The sequence below is a fragment of the Pantoea sp. SORGH_AS_0659 genome (genome assembly GCF_031453915.1).
In the GTDB taxonomy this organism is placed as follows: Bacteria; Pseudomonadota; Gammaproteobacteria; order Enterobacterales; family Enterobacteriaceae; genus Pantoea; species Pantoea leporis.
The window spans coordinates 2,483,590-2,502,691 of the sequence record NZ_JAVJAK010000001.1 but is presented as its reverse complement, the minus strand read 5'-3'; the positions used below and the strand labels follow the sequence as shown (position 1 = coordinate 2,502,691).

Genomic DNA, 19,102 nt, shown 5'->3' with positions numbered 1-19,102 from the left:
GTTGCCGGGTGACCTGAAATGAAGAAATCGACGTTATTGGATCAAAGTGAAGCGACCACGCTGCTCTCGCAAATGGTGCAGCGGTTACCGCTCTCAGATACGCATTTTCGTCGCATTAGCCAGCTGATCTATCAGCGCGCGGGCATTGTGCTGGCCGACCACAAACGCGAGATGGTTTACAACCGTTTAGTGCGTCGTCTGCGCATGCTGAATATTGATGACTTTGGCCGCTATCTGGCGCTGCTGGAGCAAGACCAAAACAGTGCGGAGTGGCAGGCGTTTATTAACGCGCTGACCACCAATCTGACCTCTTTCTTCCGCGAGGCGCATCACTTTCCGATCCTCGCGGATCATGCGCGTAAGCGCACGGGTAACTACAGCGTGTGGAGCACCGCCGCCTCAACCGGCGAAGAGCCGTACTCCATCGCCATGACGCTGGCGGAAACGCTGGGCACCGGTCCGGGTAAATTCCAGGTCCACGCCAGCGATATCGATACCCAGGTGCTCGAGAAAGCCGTGGCCGGCGTGTATCGCCAGGAAGAGCTACGCACGCTATCGCAGTCGCAGCTGCAGCGCTTTTTCCTGCGCGGCACCGGTCCGCATGAAGGCATGGTGCGCGTGCGTTCCGACCTCGCCAACATGGTGAACTATACGCAACTGAATTTACTGGCACACGACTGGGCGTTGCCGGGTCCGTTCGACGCTATTTTCTGTCGCAACGTGATGATCTATTTCGATAAAGAGACGCAGGAACAGATTCTGCGCCGTTTCGTGCCTCTGCTGAAACCCGGCGGTCTGCTGTTTGCCGGGCATTCAGAGAACTTTAGTCAGATCAGCAAAGAGTTCTGGCTGCGTGGACAGACAGTCTATGGACTGAGCAAGGAAAGACGATGAGCAAAATCACCGTGATGTGCGTGGATGACTCTGCGCTGATGCGACAGTTGATGACCGAAATCATCAACAGCCATCCCGATATGGAGATGGTCGCGAGTGCGCCCGATCCGCTGGTGGCGCGGGATTTAATCAAACAGTACAACCCGCAAGTATTGACGCTGGATGTGGAGATGCCGCGCATGGATGGCCTCGATTTCCTCGAGAAGCTGATGCGCCTGCGTCCGATGCCAGTGGTGATGGTCTCCTCGCTGACCGGTAAAGGTTCAGAAGTGACGCTGCGCGCGCTGGAGTTGGGTGCGGTGGATTTTGTCACCAAGCCACAGCTCGGCATCCGCGAAGGCATGCTGGCGTATAGCCAGATGATTGCTGACAAGATCCGCGCCGCCGCGCGCGCCAAGCTGCATGTGCGTGCCTCCACGCCGATGCCCGTCACGTTGAAAGCGGGCCCGTTGCTGAGCAGTGAAAAGCTGATCGCCATTGGCTCTTCCACCGGCGGCACCGAGGCGATTCGCCATGTGCTGCAGCCGCTGCCGGCGACCAGCCCGGCGCTGCTGATTACCCAGCATATGCCGCCAGGCTTTACGCGCTCGTTTGCCGAGCGTCTGAATAAATTGTGCCAAATCACCGTGAAAGAAGCGGAAGACGGCGAGCGTATTCTGCCCGGCCACGCCTATATCGCGCCGGGCGCCATGCACATGGAGCTGGGCCGAAGCGGGGCCAACTATGTGGTGAAACTGAATGACGGTCCGCCAGTGAACCGACACAAGCCATCGGTGGATGTGCTGTTCCGTTCGGTGGCGGTGCACGCAGGACGAAATGCGGTGGGTGTGATTCTGACCGGGATGGGTAACGACGGCGCGGCCGGGATGCTGGAAATGCATCGCGCGGGCGCCTGGACCATCGCGCAGGATGAAGCCAGCTGCGTGGTATTTGGTATGCCGCGCGAAGCGATTGCGATGGGCGGCACCAGTGAAGTGGTCGATTTAGGCCACATCAGTCAGCACATGCTGGCGAAAATTAGCGCCGGACAGGCATTGCGAATTTAACGAGCCCGTCCTGCTGGACGAGACAACACGGGAGTAGATATGGCTGATAAAAATATGCGCTTTTTGGTGGTGGATGACTTCAATACGATGCGTCGTATTGTCCGTAACCTGCTGAAAGAGCTTGGATTCAATAACGTTGAAGAAGCAGAAGATGGCGTCGATGCGCTGACCAAACTGCGTGCCGGTGGCTTTGATTTCGTAGTTTCCGACTGGAACATGCCGAACATGGACGGTCTGGAGCTGCTGCAAACCATCCGTGCTGACGCCACGCTGAACAAACTGCCGGTGCTGATGGTGACCGCGGAAGCGAAGAAAGAGAATATCATCGCGGCCGCGCAGGCGGGCGCCAGCGGCTACGTGGTGAAGCCGTTCACGGCGGCCACGCTGGAAGAGAAGTTAGGCAAAATATTCGAAAAACTGGGTATGTAAGGAGATGTGATGAGCGACCTTCCGAAATCAACCGAAGAAGCCTCGGCACACGACATTATTACCCGCATCGGCTCACTGACGCGCATGTTGCGTGACAGTTTGCGTGAGCTGGGGTTAGACCAGGCAATTGCTGAAGCGGCGGAAGCGATTCCTGATGCGCGCGATCGTCTGGATTATGTTGTGCAAATGACGGCGCAAGCGGCAGAACGTGCGTTGAACTGCGTTGAAGCAGCGCAGCCACACCAGGACCAAATGGAAGCCGGCGCCAACCAGCTGAAAGGCCGTTGGGATGCGTGGTTTGAAAATCCGATTGAACTGACAGATGCGCGCGAGTTGGTTTCGGATACGCGCCAGTTCCTGACTGACGTTCCGGGACACACGTCGTACACCAATAAGCAGTTGCTCGAAATCATGATGGCACAGGATTTCCAGGACCTGACCGGTCAGGTGATCAAGCGCATGATGGATGTGATCCAGGAGATCGAGCGTCAGCTGTTGATGGTGCTACTGGAGAATATGCCAGAAGCCAACGCCGCGGCGCGTAAAGAGGGCAACAGCCTGCTGAACGGTCCGCAGATCCACGCCAATGCACCCGGCGTGGTGGCGAACCAGGATCAGGTTGATGACCTGCTGGATAGCTTAGGGTTTTAAACACGTTTGTCCTCACCCTAACCCTCTCCCACAGGTGGGAGAGGGAACCGTTCGGGCCTGCATATGGCAGCGTCTCCCTCGCCCGCTTGCGGGAGAGGGCCGGGGTGAGGGACAGCGCGCACCGCACCTTACACCGCGCGCTTCTGCGCCAACGCCGACTGCGCCACCAACACCTGCACGCCTAACGCCTCAAACGCCGCGACCTGCGCCGGCGAAATGCCGCTATCGGTAATCAGATAGTGAATATGGCTCCAGTCGCACGGCAGCGCGAACATCGACACCTTATCGATCTTGCTGGAATCCGCCACCACATACACGCTGTTGGCTGACTTGATCATCGCCATTTTCACCTTGATATCGGTCTCGCTGGGAAAGCTCAAACCGAGACGCGGTGAGATACAGGCCGTGGCAAGAAACAGCTTCTCCGCCAGCACGTTTTCGAAAAACGAGGCGGCTTTCTCACCTGAAGTCGAAAGCGTCGGGAACTTAAAAGTGCCGCCGGTCAGCAAAATATTGATACCCGGCTCGCCGCCCAGCTTCAGCGCGATATTCACCGCCGTGGTAATTACCGATAAACGACGGATATGGCTGATCGCCTCGGCAATCGCCGTGGTGGTGGTACCGGAATCGAAAATCACCGTGTCGCCATTTTCCACATGCTGCGCGGCAAGGCGGCCAATCGCCTGTTTTTCTTCAAGATGTGTTTGGCGCTCCAGCAACATCGCGCCGGTATTCTGCTTGCCGGTCATCAGCGTGGCGCCGCCGTGATAACGCTGTACGTGCCCCTCTTGCTGCAACATGCGCAAGTCGGTGCGAATGGTGGCTTCGGTCAGGCCGAAGGTATCGGTCAGCGCTTTAACCGTGACGGTGCCGTCTTCGCGGATCATCTCCAGAATCTTCTCACGGCGCTGCTGCATATCTGCCAGCTGCTCAGTTTTGCTTTTCAATCGAAATGCTCCCTCTTTCCAATCACGGTCTGGTTTCGCCAATAAGGAAACCCGAGCTGATTTTACTCTGCGATTTGGCCATTTGCGAGATAGCTTCCAGAAACATTCGTTTTCGAATGAAAATCATCATTTGCTATGCGATTGATTTCGCAGAAAGCCGTCAGCAGCTCGCTCCATGTCCTGAAGGCGGTGAATTGTGCAAATTCAACAAAATCATCAAGATAATTTTATTGCTGCAATTTGTATGAAATTTGATCTCCTCCACAAACCATTATTAATCGATAGCTTATATTTTTGTTCGAAAATGATGTTTGTAAAAACGATAACCCGGCCAGTAATAACCAGCGCCGCCGTACACCATTATGGAGAGAGACGATGAGTGGGGAATATGACGTTAACCTGCGCTACGGCGTGAACATTGAGCAGGATTTAACCGGCAAAGTGGCGGTAGTCACCGGCGGGCTGGGCGGGATTGCGATGGCCAGTAATGCCATGCTGCTGGAGAAGGGCGCACGGCTGGCGCTGCTTTATCCGCCCTTCGAAAGTGACAAAGTGGCGGGCGTGCAGGATCAATTTGCTGCCGATCGCGTGCTGCTGGTGTGCTGCGACGTGACCGATCCGGCCTCGGTTGAAGCGGCATTTGATCGCGTCGAACAGCATTACGGTCAGATTGATATCCTGGTGAACTGCGCGGGCTACGTGATGTTGCAACCGGTGTTAGAAACCGATTTTGCCGAGTGGCAGAAGCAGATCGACGTCAATCTCACCGGTCCTTTCCTCTGCTCGCAGGAGGCCGGTAAACGCATGGTGCGCGCCGGTAACGGCGGCAAAATCATCAACATTGCGTCGCAGGCCGCCTCCATCGCTATCGACAACCACGTTGCTTACACCTCCGCCAAAGCCGGTCTGCTCGGCATGACCAAAGTGATGGCCAAAGAGTTCGCTCCCTATCGCATTAACGTCAATACCTTATCGCCCACCGTGGTGCTGACGCCGATGGGTGAAAAAGCCTGGCGCGGTGAGAAGGGCGAGCAGATGAAAAAGCTGATCCCGCTGGGACGCTTTGCCTATACCGACGAAATCGCCGCCGCGGTGCTGTTCTTCGCCAGCAACGGCAGCGACATGATCACCGGCGCAGATTTGATGATCGACGGTGGCTTTACCATCTGGTAAGCCGCGCCAACACCAGAACGGCTGACCCTGCGTGACCCACTATAACAATGAGAGAACCTCACCATGAAAAAACGTACCCTGCTGTTAACTGCTATTGCCAGTTGCCTGATCTCCCAAGCCAGTTTCGCTGCCGATAAAGGCACCATCATGATCCTGGTGAACTCGCTGGATAACCCGTATTACGCCTCCGAAGCCAAAGGTGCCAACCTCAAAGCGCAGGAGCTGGGCTATAAAACCAGCGTGCTGTCGCATGGCGAAGATGTGAAAAAGCAAAGTGAACTGATTGATGCCGCCATCGGCAAAAAGGTGCAGGGCATCGTGCTGGATAACGCCGACTCCACCGCCAGCGTCGCCGCGATTAAAAAAGCCAAAGATGCCGGCATTCCGGTGGTGCTGATCAACCGCGAAATCCCGGTGGATGACGTGGCGCTGGCGCAGATCACCCACAACAACTTCCAGGCCGGCTCCGACGTGGCAAACGTGTTTGTGGAGAAGATGGGGGAAAAGGGCAGCTACGCGGAACTCACCTGTAACCTTGCTGACAACAACTGCGTCACACGCTCCAAATCCTTCCATCAGGTGCTCGACCAATATCCCGATATGAAAAGCGTGGCGCGTCAGGATGCCAAAGGCACGCTGATTGACGGCAAACGCATCATGGACAGCATTCTGCAGGCGCATCCGGATGTAAAAGGCGTGATCTGCGGTAACGGCCCCGTGGCGCTGGGTGCGATTGCAGCTCTGAAAGCGGCAGGCCGTAACGACGTCATCGTGGTCGGCATTGACGGCAGCAATGATGAACGTGACGCGGTGGAAAAAGGGGATCTGAAAGCCACGGTGATGCTGCAGGCACAAGCCATCGCCGCACAGGGCGTGACCGACCTCGACAACTTTATTCAGAAAGGCACCAAGCCTGAGAAGCAGCGCGTGATGTTCCGCGGCATTCTCATTACGCCAGACAACGCCAAAGGCGTGCAGGACTTTAACTTCAAGTCGTAATCAATGCGGTGCGCCCGTAGATCGGGCGCCCAGGAGAATGTGATGCACAGACGACTCTGGTTACTGCTTCCTGTCGTGATCCTTAGCGGTTGCCGCATTGTGTCGCAGCAGGAGCTGGCCGACCTGAAAAATCCTCCCAATCCCAAAATGGGCAATATTGCCCAAACGTGGCAACAGAAACTGGTACCGCAAGTTCAACATGATGCGAAGCCGGTGGCTGAGTTGTTGAATGCGCTGAAATCCGCCAAAGATTTTGATAGCGCTTGTAAAACTTATGGCTATCGCAGTCAGGAAGAGAACCCGTGCGTGTTCAGTGTCAACGTGAGCGGTGAAATCACGGCGGTTAACACCACGTCGCGTAACGGTCGGATGACAGTGAAAGATGTGTCCGGTGACACTGTCACGGTGCAGGTTGGCCCGATTTTTCCCGGCACGGTGTTGCGTGATGCCTACAAAGGTGCCAGCTATCAGGACTTTAACGATCAGGTGCTGTTCGGCGATTACAGTCGCGCGATCAATCAGCAAGCGGCGAACATGATGAGTGCTTTCAAGCCCAAAGTGGGTGACAAAGTGCAGCTGGCTGGCGTGTTTAGCAGCTTTGATACGCCGGAACAGGTGCCGAATGTGACGCCTGCGGCGATTACACGTCAGTAAGGAGCGGATATGCAACAGCCTCAACATGACGTGATCATTGAAACCCGCAACGTGTCGCGCATCTATCCCGGCGTCACCGCGCTGGATCAGGTCAATTACCGCGTCTATCGCAATAAAGTTAACGTGCTGATTGGCGAAAACGGTGCCGGCAAATCCACCATGATGAAAATGCTGGCGGGCGTGGAGATCCCGTCATCCGGCGAGATTCTGCTGGACGGCGCAGCAGTGTCGCTGAGCTCCACGCATCAGGCGGAAAAACAGGGCATCAGCATTATTTTTCAGGAGCTGAACCTGTTTCCCAATATGAACGTGATGGACAACATCTTCATGGCCAATGAGTTTTTCCAGCGCGGCGTGATCAACGAGAAGTATCAGTATTCGCTCGCCAAAGCATTGCTGGAACGGCTGGAGCTGGATGTCGATCCCTACGCGCCGCTGGCTGAACTCGGTATCGGCCATCAGCAGCTGGTGGAGATCGCCCGCGCGCTGTCCAAGGACACGCGCGTGCTGATCATGGATGAACCGACCAGCGCGCTCAGCCAGTCAGAAGTGAAAGTGCTGTTCAACGTCATCGACCAGCTTAAACGGCGCGGCGTCACCATTATCTATATCTCACATCGGCTGGAAGAGCTGATGGAGATTGGCGATCACATCACCATCTTCCGCGACGGGCGCTTCATCAGCGAACGCGAAGTCCGCGACGCCTCAATTCCGTGGATCATCGAGCAGATGGTGGGCGACAAGAAGAAACACTTCGATTACCAACCGGCGACGCAGGGTGAAACGGTACTCAGCGTCAACGGGCTGACCGCGCTGCATCAAAACGGCGGTTACAAGCTCAATGATGTCTCTTTCTCGCTGCGAAAAGGCGAAGTGATTGGCATCTACGGTTTGCTGGGCGCCGGGCGCACCGAGTTGTTCAAAGGGTTGATTGGCATGATGCACTGTCAGTCGGGCAGCGTCAGTCTGAACGGCGAAGCGCTGGAGAAGCGCAGTTTCCAGCAGCGACTGAAAAAAGGTATCGCGCTGGTGCCGGAAGATCGTCAAACCGAAGGCGTGGTACAGCTGATGTCGATCACCGCCAACATGACGCTCAGCGATCTCAGCCTGCGGGGTTTCCGCCGCTGCTGGCGCAAGCTCAATCCGCACAACGAGCAGCGCCGTGTGGATGAAATGATTGGCCATCTCGCCATCAAGGTCAGCGATCCCGAGCTGCCGATCACCTCCTTAAGCGGCGGCAATCAGCAAAAAGTGGTGCTGGGCAAAGCCCTGATGACCGGGCCGCAGGTGGTGCTGCTGGATGAGCCCACGCGCGGCATTGATGTGGGGGCAAAAACCGATGTTTATCACCTGATTGGCAACCTGGCGCAGCAGGGATTGGCGGTGATGTTCTCCTCGTCCGAACTGGATGAAGTGATGGCGCTGGCTGACCGTATTCTGGTGATGGCGGATGGTCGCATCACCGCCGATTTACCGCGCGCGGCGGCCACGCGCGAAGCCCTGATTAGCGCCTCAACGCCACATGATTGAGCCCGCTGGAGAGTAAAACGATGAATCAAAAATACCTGATCTATATGTACCTGCTTAAGGCGCGTACCTTTATTGCCTTGCTGATCGTGGTGAGTTTCTTCAGCTTTATGGTGCCTAACTTTCTCACCACCTCCAACCTGCTGATCATGACGCAGCATGTGGCGATTACCGGCTTGCTGGCGATTGGCATGACGCTGGTGATTTTGACTGGCGGCATCGATCTTTCGGTCGGGGCGGTGGCGGGCATATGCGGCATGGTGGCGGGTGCGCTGCTCACCAACGGCGTACCGCTGTGGGGCGGCAACGTGCTGTTCTTCAACGTGCCCGAGGTGATTCTGGTGGTGGCGCTGTTCGGCGTGGCGCTGGGATTAATTAATGGCGCGGTGGTGACGCGACTCGGCGTAGCGCCGTTTATCTGTACGCTCGGCATGATGTACGTGGCACGCGGCGCCGCGCTGCTGTTCAACGATGGCAGCACCTACGCCAACCTTGTCGGCACGCCAGCACTGGGTAATACCGGCTTCGCCCTGCTCGGTTCGGGTTCGATATTGGGCGTGTATATCCCGATATGGATGATGCTCGGCTTCCTGCTGCTGGGGTTGTATCTGACGCGTAAAACACCGCTGGGTCGTTACATCTATGCCACCGGTGGCAACGAATCGGCGGCGCGCCTGGCGGGGGTGCCGATTATCAAGGTCAAAGTGTTTGTCTACGCTTTTTCCGGCTTGTGCGCCGCGCTGGTCGGTTTGATTGTGGCGTCGCAGCTGCAAACCGCGCACCCGATGACCGGCAACATGTTCGAGATGGACGCCATCGGTGCCACGGTGCTGGGCGGCACGGCGCTGGCGGGCGGACGCGGTCGCGTTTCAGGCTCGATTATCGGTGCTTTTGTCATCGTGTTTCTCGCCGATGGCATGGTGATGATGGGCGTCAGCGATTTCTGGCAAATGGTGATTAAAGGCTTAGTGATTGTCACTGCGGTGGTGATCGACCAGTTCCAGCAAAAATTACAAAGTAAGGTGGTGCTGCTGCGCAGACATGAAAAAAAGCAGCAATCGGCCGCCCTGCCTGAAGCGACACATGGATAACAGGAGGCAATATGACACGCGATTTTAGTGGAAAGACGGTGGTGATTACCGGCGCCTGCCGCGGCATTGGCGCGGGCATTGCAGCGCGTTTTGCCCGCGACGGGGCGCGTTTGGTGATGGTGTCGAATTCGGAACGCGTCTTCAGTACCGCGCAAGCCATCGAACAGCAGTTTGGCAGTGAGGTTCTGGCGCTGCAGGTCGATGTCACCGATGAAAATGAGGTACAGCAGCTTTATCAGCAGGCGGCTGAGCGCTTTGGCAGCATTGATGTGTCGATTCAGAATGCGGGGGTGATCACCATCGATCGTTTCGATGCGATGCCCAAAAGTGACTTCGAGAAGATACTCGCGGTGAACACCACGGGCGTGTGGCTGTGCTGCCGGGAAGCGGCGAAATATATGGTGAAACAGGGCAGCGGCAGCCTGATCAACACCTCGTCCGGTCAGGGACGGCAGGGTTTCATTTATACGCCGCACTATGCCGCCAGCAAGATGGGCGTGATCGGTATTACCCAGAGCCTGGCGCTGGAGCTGGCGCCGTGGCATATCACGGTGAATGCTTTCTGTCCGGGCATCATCGAGAGTGAAATGTGGGACTACAACGATCGCGTGTGGGGCGAGATCCTCAGCAGCGATAAAAAGCAGTATGGCAAAGGCGAACTGATGGCCGAATGGGTGGAAAACATCCCGCTTAAACGCGCAGGGCAGCCGGAAGATGTCGCTGGCTTGGTAGCTTTCCTCGCCTCTGACGATGCGCGCTATATCACCGGGCAGACCATCAATGTGGATGGCGGTTTGATTTTCTCCTGATAGACCGCTGTTGGGTCGCCATTGATGGCGTCATGCTAAACACTAAGCCTCATGATCGCACCTTCCAGAGCGGCGTGATTCATCGCGCAATGCATTGCGCCGCTACAATGTGCGCGCTCAATGATTTGAGATGTCATCTCTTGATGGGCAAGCAGGGCACAACACATTGCGTCGCCTGCTTACCTACATTCTGATTTTTTCGCTTTCTGCCTTAATCGAAACCAGACATGTCCGGCACTTGCATCAGAATATGCTAGGGTAGACTTATGCAGTTTTGTGAGCCACCTCTAATTCTGAACCGGGTCGAACCCTATTTTTAGCTATGTTATTTACTTTGTTATCACCCAAAAGCGTGCGTTATCTCTCTGGTTTTTCACTACTTGCCGCATCCGCGCCTGCGCTGGCGTTGATCTCTGACACTAAACTCGCCGATGCGCCGTTTAGCGATCCCACACGTTTCCAGAAAATGGCCGATCAGTTGCCTGCATTGGGTTACCAGGATGAAACGGAAGCGTTCAACAAAAAACTGGCGACCATTGCCAAAAGCATTGGTGAAGCCAGCCAGAACAGTACGGACGACAATGCCCTTGGCCAGCAGGCGGGGCTGTGGGCCTTTAACCATTTCCGCGATGAAGTGGGCAATCGACTGGTTGATGAAGGTCAGTCGCTGTTGTCACCGTATGGCAATGCTCAAATCGATTTCAATGTGGATATGGAGGGCAATTTTGCCGGCAGCGGTGCGTCGCTGCTGACACCCTGGGCGGATAACTATCGCTATCTGACCTTCAGTCAGGTCGGCTTTCATCAAACTGATGATGGGCTGGTCGGCAATGCTGGCCTCGGGCAACGTTGGGTGGCAGGAAAATGGCTGCTGGGCTATAACGGTTTTGTCGATCGGATGTTCAGCAGTGGCCTACAGCGCGCTTCGCTGGGTACCGAAGCATGGGGCGATTATCTGCGCTTCTCCGCCAATTACTATACGCCGCTGTCGGGCTGGCAGGATCGCAATCCCTTCCAGCAGCAGCGCATGGCGCGCGGCTATGATTTCACCACCCAAGGCTATTTGCCTCACTATCGCCAACTCGGTGCGTCAGTAAGCTGGCAGCAATATCTGGGTGATAACGTCGATCTGTTTAGCTCCGGCAATCGTTACCACAACCCATCGGCGTTGACCTTTGGCGTCACCTACACGCCGGTGCCGCTGGTGACCTTATCCGCCAGCCATAAAACCAGCGACAGCGGTGAGAGCCAGGATCAGCTCGGCTTGCGTCTCAACTATCGCTTTGGCGTGGCGCTCAGCCAGCAGCTGAGTCCGGATAACGTAGCGGCTGCGCACTCACTGCGCGGCAGTCGCTACGATAACGTGACGCGCAGCTATACGCCGGTGCTGGAATATCGCCAGCGTAAAACGCTGTCGGTGTTTCTCGCTACGCCGCCGTGGCAGCTAAATGGCGGAGAAAGTTTGCCGCTGAAATTGCAAATCCGCAGCACCAATCCGATCGCTAAAGTGATGTGGCAGGGCGATACCCAGGCGCTGAGCCTGACGCCGGGTGCCAATCCCAACGATCCACAGGGCTGGAGTGTGATCCTGCCCGCGTGGGATAACTCGCCGGGTGCGCATAACAGCTATCGCTTGTCGGTGGTGTTAGAAGACAGTAAACAGAATCGCGTCACCTCGAACGAGATCGTCCTGCAATTGCAGCCGCCGTTCTCACTGGATCAGGGCGATGATGATCGCTTTGATTTGATGGCGCCGTAATCGCCTCGCACCAATAAAAAAGGGCAGCTTTCGCTGCCCTTTGCGCATATTCAGCCGACACTAGCCGAACAGCCATGAGGGTATTGCCACTTAGAACTGGTAAATCAGACCCACAGCGGTGACATCATCAGAAGCGATGCCCAACGCATTATCATCTTTCAACAGGTTGATCTTGTATTCAGCGTACACAGACATGTTTTTGTTGAAGTAGTAGGTTCCACCTACAGCGACGTATTTGGTGAGATCGACATCACCAATATTTTCAATCTCTTTGCCTTTAGATGAAACATAGCCGATTGAAGGACGCAGTCCGTTAATGAACTGATACTGCGCAACGGCTTCAAAGTTAACGGCTTTGTTAGCGAAGCCACCAGTGATTGGGGTTGCGTTGAGCGTTTCGCCGTACATGGTTGCCAGGTAAATCTGGTTAGCATCGTATTTCAGGCCCGTGGTCCAGTGCTGTGCTTTCTCGCCTTCGCCACGTAAGGCCTGGTTCTGCGTATTGGTACGATCCAGGCTCGCGTAAGCGCCAACCAGGCTCAGACCGAAATCGAAATCATAAGAAGTGGAGAGCGCGAAGCCATCACCATTCGAACGGCGTACTGCAACGTTTGCATCGCTACGATCGTTTTTACCTTCGTACTGTGCAGCAACGTTCCAGCCTTTCACCAGACCGAAGAAATCTTTGTTGCGCCAGGTCAACACGCCACCTGAGCGGCTGGACAGGAACCCATCAGAGTAACCTTGATCGCCACCAAAGAAGGGCAGCATATCGGTGTAACCCAGCACGTCATAAATCAAACCGTAGTTACGACCGTAATCGATCGAGCCGAACTGACCAAACTTCAGGCCAGCAAAGCCCAGGCGGGTTCTGTTACCGCTGTTGGCATCGCTGCCTTCAGAGTTGCTCAGGCTGTACTGGTACTGCCATTGACCGTAGCCGGTCAGTTGATCGTTGATCTTGGTTTCGCCTTTAAAACCAATACGGGTATAAGACGAGGTATCACCATTTGACCCTTCGTTATCGGAGAACAGATGCGAGACGTTAATTTTGCCAGTCAGGTCCAGCTTGTTGCCATCTTTGTTATAGATTTCGGCGGCCTGAGCCGAAGAAAGTCCCAGCAGTAAAGGCATCACTGCTGCCAGTAAGGAGCGCTTCATCATTTAATTTTTACCCTGTGATATTTTTTAATTTTGTCCCCATTTGCGGGGTGAAAAGAAAATGACACAAAAGGTTCAAGATCGACAGTGCAATATATGTAACTAAATATTTCTCGTTAACTTTTTGTGTGATTTTTAATCTTAAATTCCATTATGTGGAATTTTGTATTGGTTAAACTTATCCATAAGACAACATGTGTAATGATGATTTTAATATTTATCTGTATGATTTTATTGAATAACTTTAAATTTAAAGATGCGTAAATAAAATCAGTAGGTTGTTCGTGAAATAGCACAAGCCTATGCATTATTGTTCAATAGCAAATATCTGAATCCAGCTAATCATTAGCAGAGTAATTATCGGCTTTATGGTTTTGTGTCCTTTTATTTCTGTTCTGATAATAACCTTGGTCACAAAATGTTATTTAGCTTTACGCTTAACAATGAACTGGCGAAATAATATTCAATTCAGTGAGGGAAATGTTAAAACCCGATTAATTCGCGCCATGCTAAATTTGCACCGCGCTATCACTTTCCTGCACCAATCAGGCACATTGCGCCCCAAAAAAGTGCGTTTATCGCATTAATTTGGCGAAATATTTCCTGCCCGATCACAAAAGCAATATTTCATTTTGCCGATGCATAAATCCGCTAAATAAATTACTGCTATTCAGCCTGCATCAGACTGATATTCACTTTTTATGCAATTAAAGTGAATATCACCACCTGTTAAGTTATTGATATTCCGTAGTGGTAAGACGGTTATGCATTTTTGCGGCTGGCTGGCACGCTATCTGCAATATACAGTAGAGCTGCCACTTAACATTTTTAACAATTTCAAAACAAAAGGCTTCACCGGGTGTGGAGCAGGAGAAAGGGCTATGTCACTGCAGGTTTCACGTCAGAATTTCGATCAATGGATGATGCCAGTTTATGCACCCGCGGCTTTTGTTCCGGTCCGCGCGGAAGGTTCAACGCTGTGGGATCAGCAAGGCAAAGAGTATATCGATTTTGCCGGTGGCATTGCGGTTAACGCATTGGGACATGCGCATCCGGCGTTGCAGCAGGCGCTGATCGAACAGGCCGGCAAACTGTGGCATACCGGAAATGGCTATACCAATGAACCTATCCTGCGTCTCGCCAAACAGTTGATTGATGCCACTTTTGCCGATCGCGTGTTCTTCTGTAACTCCGGCGCTGAAGCGAATGAAGCGGCGCTGAAACTGGCACGTAAAACCGCACACGACCGTTTCGGTGCTGAGAAAAATGGCATCGTTGCTTTTAATAATGCTTTTCACGGTCGCACGCTGTTTACCGTGACAGCAGGCGGACAACCGGCCTATTCCCGTGATTTTGCGCCGCTGCCACCGGCGGTCGAACACGCTAATTTCAACGATCTGGCCTCGGCGGCCGCGCTGATCAATGACCAAACCTGCGCGGTGATCGTCGAGCCGATTCAGGGTGAAGGCGGCGTCCTGCCAGCCGATCCCGCTTTCCTGCGCGGACTGCGTGAACTCTGCGATAAACATCATGCGCTGCTGATTTTTGATGAAGTGCAGAGCGGCGTGGGTCGCACCGGTTCGCTGTATGCCTATATGCATTACGGCGTGACGCCGGATGTCTTAACCACCGCCAAAGCGCTGGGTGGCGGCTTCCCGATTGGCGCAATGCTGACGCGTGAAGATCTGGCGCAGGTGATGGGCGTGGGCACGCATGGAACCACCTACGGCGGCAATCCGCTGGCGGGCGCAGTCGCGGGCAAAGTGATGGAGCTGATTAATCAGCCGGAATTTATGGCCGGCGTGGCCGAGCGTCATCAATGGTTTGTTACGGCGTTGCAGGAACTGAACAAGCGTCTGCCGGTATTTAAAGAAGTGCGCGGGTTGGGTCTGCTGATTGGCGCTGTGCTTAACGATGATTTCGCCGGTAAAGCCAAACAGTTCAACCTCACCGCGGCCGAAGAGGGCGTAATGGTGCTGATAGCAGGTGCTAACGTGGTACGTTTTGCGCCAGCGCTGAACATCAGCGAGCGCGAAGTTAAAGAAGGTTTGGCGCGTTTCGAACGTGCCTGTGAACGCGTGCTCAAAGGAGCCACATCATGATGGTGATTCGCCCCGTCGAACGTGACGATCTCTCGCAGTTGTTGTCGCTGGCGGGCAAAACCGGGGGTGGCTTAACCTCGCTGCCCGCGGATAGCGAAACGCTTAAAGCCCGTATTGAGCGTTCGCTGCTCACCTGGCAAGGTGCCTTGCCGCCTGCTGAGCAAGGCTATGTGTTTGTGCTGGCCGACAGCGAGGATAATCGCGCCGTCGGCATTTGCGCCATCGAAGCGGCGGTGGGTTTGCAGGATCCCTGGTACAACTTCCGCGTTGGCACGCAGGTACACGCCTCGAAAGAGCTGAACGTTTATGCCAGCCTGCCGACGCTGTCGCTGAGCAACGATCACACCGGCAGCAGCGAACTCTGCACGCTGTTCCTCGATCCCGATTACCGCGATGGAAAAAATGGCCATCTGCTGTCGAAATCGCGCTTTCTGTTTATGGCTAACTTCCGCGACCGCTTTATGCAACATGTGGTGGCGGAGATGCGTGGCGTCAGTGATGACAATGGCCACTCGCCATTCTGGGACAGCGTAGGCAGTCGCTTCTTCTCGATGGAGTTCAGCAAAGCCGACTTTCTGAGCGGCACCGGGCAGAAAGCCTTTATCGCCGAACTGATGCCCAAACATCCGCTCTACATTCATTACCTGTCTGAAGCGGCACAAAAAGTGATTGGCGAAGTCCATCCGAAAACCGCGCCCGCGCGTGCGGTGCTGGAGGCGGAAGGTTTCCGCTATCTCAACTATGTCGACATCTTCGACGGCGGCCCGACGCTGGAATGCGAAATTGATCGCATTCGTGCCATTCGCAAGAGTCGCCAGTTAACCGCTGAGAGCGGTGCAGCCGATGAAAGCTGGCCGCTGTGTCTGGTGGCCAACGCGGATTACCAGCATTTCCGCGTGGCGCTGCTGCCGGTGGATATGGCATCCGGCACGGTAAAACTGAATGAAAGCCAGCGCGCGGCGCTGCATTGCAACATTGGCGATCAACTGCGTGTGGTCACGCTGTGTCGCGAGGAGAAAAAAGCATGACGCATTTTATTCAAGGTCAATGGGTGACCGGCGGCGCTGACGCCCTGAGCAAACTCAATCCGGTTAGCGGCGAAACGCTGTGGCAGGGCAAAGCGGCATCGGCAGCACAAGTGGCTGCGGCCTGCGAAGCGGCGCGCGCGGCGTTCCCGCAGTGGGCGAGAAAACCGTTTGCGGAGCGTCAGGCGCTGGTGGAAGGGTTTGCCCGTCTGCTTGAAAGCCACAAAAACGCGCTGGCGGAAACCATCGCCCAGGAAACGGGCAAGCCGCGCTGGGAAACGCTGACCGAAGTGCAGGCGATGATCAACAAAATCGCCATTTCGATTAAGGCCTATCACAGCCGCACCGGCGAACAGGCCGATGGCGAGAGCTCGCTGCGCCATCGTCCGCACGGCGTGTTGGCGGTGTTTGGTCCGTATAATTTTCCTGGCCATCTGCCGAACGGCCATATTGTGCCAGCTTTGCTGGCGGGTAACTGCGTGGTGTTTAAGCCGAGCGAGCTGACGCCGTTGACGGCGGAGAAAACCGTGCAGCTGTGGCAGCAAGCGGGTTTACCGGCGGGCGTGATGGCGCTGCTGCAGGGCGGTCGTGAAACCGGCCAGGCGCTGGCTAATGCGTCGCAAATTGATGGCCTGCTGTTTACCGGCAGCGCCGCCACCGGCTATCACCTGCATCGTCAGTTTGCCGGGCAGCCAGAAAAAATGTTGGCGCTGGAGATGGGCGGCAACAATGCGTTGATTGTTGAAGATCCTTCTGATCTCGATGGTGCGGTACACATCGCCATTCAGTCGGCCTTTATTACCGCCGGACAGCGCTGCACCTGTGCGCGTCGTCTGCTGGTGAAGCGCGGTGCGGCGGGCGATGCCTTCCTGCAGCGTTTGGTTGAGGTTAGCGCGCGCTTGCAGCCTGGCGCGTGGAACGCCGAACCGCAGCCGTTTATGGGCAGCGTGATTTCCCCTGCCGCCGCTGGACATATTTTTGCTGCCTGGCAGCAGCAGGTGGAAAAGGGCGGGAAAGTGTTGCTCGGCATGCACTGGCCGGACCGCGACAGTGCCATCATCACGCCGGGCATCATTGATGTGACCGAAGTGAAAGATTTAGCGGATGAAGAAGTCTTTGGTCCGTTGCTGCAGGTGATTCGTTACGACAGCTTCGAGCAGGCGATTGCTATCGCCAATAATACCCGCTATGGCTTGTCGTGCGGTCTGATTTCGCCGCAGCGCGCGCAGTTTGATCAGCTATTGCTGGAAGCGCGCGCCGGTATCGTTAACTGGAACAAACCGCTGACCGGCGCGGCCAGCACCGCCCCCTTTGGTGGCATTGGCGCATCCGGGAATCATCGTGCCAGCGCGTGGTACGCCGCCGATTACTGTGCATGGCCAATGGCGTCGCTGGAGAGCCCAAGCCTGGCGCTGCCGGGCAGCTTGGCGCCGGGCCTCGATTTCTCCGCGCAGGGAGCGAAATAATGCAAGCGTTTGAAGCGAACTTTGATGGGCTGGTCGGCCTGACACATCACTACGCGGGATTGTCGTTTGGTAACGAAGCCTCGACGCGCAATCAGCTGCAGCCCTCGAATCCGCGTCTGGCGGCGAAGCAGGGTTTGCTGAAGATGAAAGCGCTGGCGGATATGGGCTACGTGCAGGGCGTGATCCCGCCGCACGAACGTCCTAATCTGCCGCTGCTGCGCCAGCTCGGCTTTGGCGGCAGTGATGAGCAGGTGCTGGCGCAGGCGGCTAAGCACGCGCCGCAGCTGCTGTCGGCGGCCAGCTCAGCCTCAGCGATGTGGGTGGCGAATGCCGCCACGGTGTCGCCGTCGGCGGATAGCGCCGATGGTCGCGTGCATTTCACCGTCGCCAATCTGAATAACAAATTCCATCGCGCCATTGAGGCGCCGGAAACTGCCGATCTGCTGCGCGCGATTTTCCGTCATCCGCAGCACTTCTGCGTGCACGATGCGCTGCCGCAGGTGGCGCAGTTTGGTGATGAGGGCGCGGCCAATCACAATCGTTTCGGCAGTGATTACGGTGATGCGGGCGTGCAGCTGTTTATTTATGGCCGTGATGGTCAGCAGCAGGGCGCAACGCCAGCACGTTATCCAGCGCGTCAAACGCGGGAAGCCAGCGAAGCGGTGGCGCGGTTGCATCAGCTCGATGCGCAACGCACGCTGTTTGCTCAGCAAAATCCAGCGGTGATTGATCAGGGCGTGTTTCATAACGATGTGATTGCGGTGAGCAATCAGCAGGTGCTGTTCTGCCATCATGATGCCTTTGTGAACCAGCCGCAGTTGCTGAGTGACATCGCCGCCCGCGTTAGCGGTTTCCAGCCGATTGAAGTGCCGCGCGATAAAGTATCGGTAACCGATGCAGTCAATACCTATCTGTTTAACAGCCAGCTGTTGCAGCGCGCCGACGGCGGTATGCTGCTGGTGCTGCCAGAAGAGTCACGCCAGCATGCGGGCGTGTGGCGTTATCTCACTGAGCTGGTGGAGAGCGGCGGGCCAATCCGTGAACTGAAAGTTTTCGATCTGCGTGAAAGCATGTTTAACGGTGGCGGTCCGGCCTGTTTGCGTCTGCGCGTGGTGTTAACCGAAACCGAGCGTCAGGCGCTGAATCCGGCGGTACTGATGAACGATCGCCTGTTTGCCACGCTCAACAATTGGGTGGATCGCCACTACCGCGATCGCTTAACTCAGGCCGATTTAGCCGACCCGCAACTGCTGCGTGAAGGGCGCACCGCGCTGGATGAGCTGACGAAGCTGCTAGACTTAGGCAGTGTCTACGCGTTTCAGCGTTAACGCCGGGGTGAGAGGTTCGCCCCACGTCGTTAAAAAGGAGT

Annotated in this window: 17 protein-coding genes; 15 read left to right on the top strand and 2 right to left on the bottom strand. The window is 55.5% G+C overall.

Annotated elements, in window-relative coordinates; all coding sequences use genetic code 11:
• Window positions 1–18: 18 nt before the first annotated feature.
• From cheR to cheZ, 4 genes are read left to right on the top strand one after another with little or no spacing between them, the layout of a single operon-like run.
• Window positions 19–894, top strand: a complete 876-nt coding sequence (gene cheR, locus Q3H59_RS11685; protein ID WP_101764604.1) for a protein-glutamate O-methyltransferase CheR — start codon at window positions 19–21, stop codon at window positions 892–894.
• Complete coding sequence (locus Q3H59_RS11680; protein WP_008102868.1) at window positions 891–1,940, top strand: chemotaxis response regulator protein-glutamate methylesterase; 1,050 nt, start codon at window positions 891–893, stop codon at window positions 1,938–1,940. Before cheR ends, Q3H59_RS11680 begins: the two co-directional genes overlap by 4 nt.
• A gap of 39 nt (window positions 1,941–1,979) precedes the next feature.
• Window positions 1,980–2,369, top strand: a complete 390-nt coding sequence (cheY, locus tag Q3H59_RS11675; RefSeq protein WP_008102871.1) for a chemotaxis response regulator CheY — start codon at window positions 1,980–1,982, stop codon at window positions 2,367–2,369.
• Between the two features lie 9 nt (window positions 2,370–2,378).
• Entirely contained in the window at window positions 2,379–3,020 is a 642-nt protein-coding gene (gene cheZ / locus Q3H59_RS11670) for a protein phosphatase CheZ (RefSeq protein WP_101764603.1), read from the top strand.
• A gap of 128 nt (window positions 3,021–3,148) precedes the next feature.
• On the opposite strand, the gene Q3H59_RS11665 is transcribed toward cheZ, so the two are convergent.
• Window positions 3,149–3,967 carry a DeoR/GlpR family DNA-binding transcription regulator gene (locus tag Q3H59_RS11665; RefSeq protein WP_277974772.1) on the bottom strand — a complete coding sequence of 273 codons (819 nt, stop codon included), beginning with the start codon at window positions 3,965–3,967 and terminating at the stop codon, window positions 3,149–3,151.
• A gap of 375 nt (window positions 3,968–4,342) precedes the next feature.
• Between Q3H59_RS11665 and Q3H59_RS11660 the strand changes: the two genes are divergently transcribed.
• The 7 genes from Q3H59_RS11660 to Q3H59_RS11630 all read left to right on the top strand — a co-directional run bounded on the left by Q3H59_RS11660 (window position 4,343) and on the right by Q3H59_RS11630 (window position 11,979).
• Entirely contained in the window at window positions 4,343–5,140 is a 798-nt protein-coding gene (locus Q3H59_RS11660; RefSeq protein WP_192413554.1) for a GolD/DthD family dehydrogenase, read from the top strand.
• A gap of 63 nt (window positions 5,141–5,203) precedes the next feature.
• Complete coding sequence (locus tag Q3H59_RS11655) at window positions 5,204–6,139, top strand: D-ribose ABC transporter substrate-binding protein (RefSeq protein WP_192233605.1); 936 nt, start codon at window positions 5,204–5,206, stop codon at window positions 6,137–6,139.
• Between the two features lie 42 nt (window positions 6,140–6,181).
• On the top strand, window positions 6,182–6,793 hold the full coding sequence (locus tag Q3H59_RS11650; RefSeq protein ID WP_101764599.1) for a DUF2291 family protein: 612 nt from the start codon (window positions 6,182–6,184) through the stop codon (window positions 6,791–6,793).
• A gap of 9 nt (window positions 6,794–6,802) precedes the next feature.
• Window positions 6,803–8,323, top strand: coding sequence for a sugar ABC transporter ATP-binding protein (locus Q3H59_RS11645; RefSeq protein ID WP_101764598.1), 1,521 nt, complete (start codon window positions 6,803–6,805; stop codon window positions 8,321–8,323).
• A 20-nt stretch (window positions 8,324–8,343) separates the two neighbouring features.
• Entirely contained in the window at window positions 8,344–9,411 is a 1,068-nt protein-coding gene (locus tag Q3H59_RS11640; protein WP_101764597.1) for an ABC transporter permease, read from the top strand.
• A gap of 11 nt (window positions 9,412–9,422) precedes the next feature.
• On the top strand, window positions 9,423–10,220 hold the full coding sequence (locus Q3H59_RS11635; protein WP_309834937.1) for a glucose 1-dehydrogenase: 798 nt from the start codon (window positions 9,423–9,425) through the stop codon (window positions 10,218–10,220).
• 322 nt (window positions 10,221–10,542) lie between these two features.
• Entirely contained in the window at window positions 10,543–11,979 is a 1,437-nt protein-coding gene (locus Q3H59_RS11630; protein WP_110865999.1) for a YchO/YchP family invasin, read from the top strand.
• A 90-nt stretch (window positions 11,980–12,069) separates the two neighbouring features.
• Here Q3H59_RS11630 and Q3H59_RS11625 read toward each other — a convergent pair whose 3' ends face one another.
• Window positions 12,070–13,143 carry a porin gene (locus Q3H59_RS11625; RefSeq protein ID WP_271459883.1) on the bottom strand — a complete coding sequence of 358 codons (1,074 nt, stop codon included), beginning with the start codon at window positions 13,141–13,143 and terminating at the stop codon, window positions 12,070–12,072.
• Between the two features lie 878 nt (window positions 13,144–14,021).
• Between Q3H59_RS11625 and Q3H59_RS11620 the strand changes: the two genes are divergently transcribed.
• The 4 genes from Q3H59_RS11620 to astB are packed head-to-tail and all read left to right on the top strand — an operon-like array spanning window position 14,022 to window position 19,061.
• Entirely contained in the window at window positions 14,022–15,242 is a 1,221-nt protein-coding gene (locus Q3H59_RS11620) for an aspartate aminotransferase family protein (protein ID WP_110866001.1), read from the top strand.
• Window positions 15,239–16,270, top strand: coding sequence for an arginine N-succinyltransferase (astA, locus tag Q3H59_RS11615; RefSeq protein ID WP_309834932.1), 1,032 nt, complete (start codon window positions 15,239–15,241; stop codon window positions 16,268–16,270). Before Q3H59_RS11620 ends, astA begins: the two co-directional genes overlap by 4 nt.
• The gene (gene astD, locus Q3H59_RS11610; protein ID WP_309834930.1) at window positions 16,267–17,733 is read left to right on the top strand and encodes a succinylglutamate-semialdehyde dehydrogenase; all 1,467 of its coding nucleotides are present in this window, start codon (window positions 16,267–16,269) and stop codon (window positions 17,731–17,733) included. The genes astA and astD overlap by 4 nt, the downstream gene beginning before the upstream one ends.
• On the top strand, window positions 17,733–19,061 hold the full coding sequence (astB, locus tag Q3H59_RS11605) for an N-succinylarginine dihydrolase (RefSeq protein WP_309834929.1): 1,329 nt from the start codon (window positions 17,733–17,735) through the stop codon (window positions 19,059–19,061). Before astD ends, astB begins: the two co-directional genes overlap by 1 nt.
• The last annotated feature ends 41 nt before the right edge of the window (window positions 19,062–19,102 follow it).

What these genes read in the sequence shown, in the direction of transcription:
- cheR (WP_101764604.1), top strand. Translation starts at nt 19, where the DNA reads ATGAAGAAATCGACGTTATTGGATCAAAGTGAAGCGACCACGCTGCTC.
- Q3H59_RS11680 (WP_008102868.1), top strand. Translation starts at nt 891, where the DNA reads ATGAGCAAAATCACCGTGATGTGCGTGGATGACTCTGCGCTGATGCGA.
- cheY (WP_008102871.1), top strand. Translation starts at nt 1,980, where the DNA reads ATGGCTGATAAAAATATGCGCTTTTTGGTGGTGGATGACTTCAATACG.
- cheZ (WP_101764603.1), top strand. Translation starts at nt 2,379, where the DNA reads ATGAGCGACCTTCCGAAATCAACCGAAGAAGCCTCGGCACACGACATT.
- Q3H59_RS11660 (WP_192413554.1), top strand. Translation starts at nt 4,343, where the DNA reads ATGAGTGGGGAATATGACGTTAACCTGCGCTACGGCGTGAACATTGAG.
- Q3H59_RS11655 (WP_192233605.1), top strand. Translation starts at nt 5,204, where the DNA reads ATGAAAAAACGTACCCTGCTGTTAACTGCTATTGCCAGTTGCCTGATC.
- Q3H59_RS11650 (WP_101764599.1), top strand. Translation starts at nt 6,182, where the DNA reads ATGCACAGACGACTCTGGTTACTGCTTCCTGTCGTGATCCTTAGCGGT.
- Q3H59_RS11645 (WP_101764598.1), top strand. Translation starts at nt 6,803, where the DNA reads ATGCAACAGCCTCAACATGACGTGATCATTGAAACCCGCAACGTGTCG.
- Q3H59_RS11640 (WP_101764597.1), top strand. Translation starts at nt 8,344, where the DNA reads ATGAATCAAAAATACCTGATCTATATGTACCTGCTTAAGGCGCGTACC.
- Q3H59_RS11635 (WP_309834937.1), top strand. Translation starts at nt 9,423, where the DNA reads ATGACACGCGATTTTAGTGGAAAGACGGTGGTGATTACCGGCGCCTGC.
- Q3H59_RS11630 (WP_110865999.1), top strand. Translation starts at nt 10,543, where the DNA reads ATGTTATTTACTTTGTTATCACCCAAAAGCGTGCGTTATCTCTCTGGT.
- Q3H59_RS11625 (WP_271459883.1), bottom strand. Translation starts at nt 13,143, where the DNA reads ATGATGAAGCGCTCCTTACTGGCAGCAGTGATGCCTTTACTGCTGGGA.
- Q3H59_RS11620 (WP_110866001.1), top strand. Translation starts at nt 14,022, where the DNA reads ATGTCACTGCAGGTTTCACGTCAGAATTTCGATCAATGGATGATGCCA.
- astA (WP_309834932.1), top strand. Translation starts at nt 15,239, where the DNA reads ATGATGGTGATTCGCCCCGTCGAACGTGACGATCTCTCGCAGTTGTTG.
- astD (WP_309834930.1), top strand. Translation starts at nt 16,267, where the DNA reads ATGACGCATTTTATTCAAGGTCAATGGGTGACCGGCGGCGCTGACGCC.
- astB (WP_309834929.1), top strand. Translation starts at nt 17,733, where the DNA reads ATGCAAGCGTTTGAAGCGAACTTTGATGGGCTGGTCGGCCTGACACAT.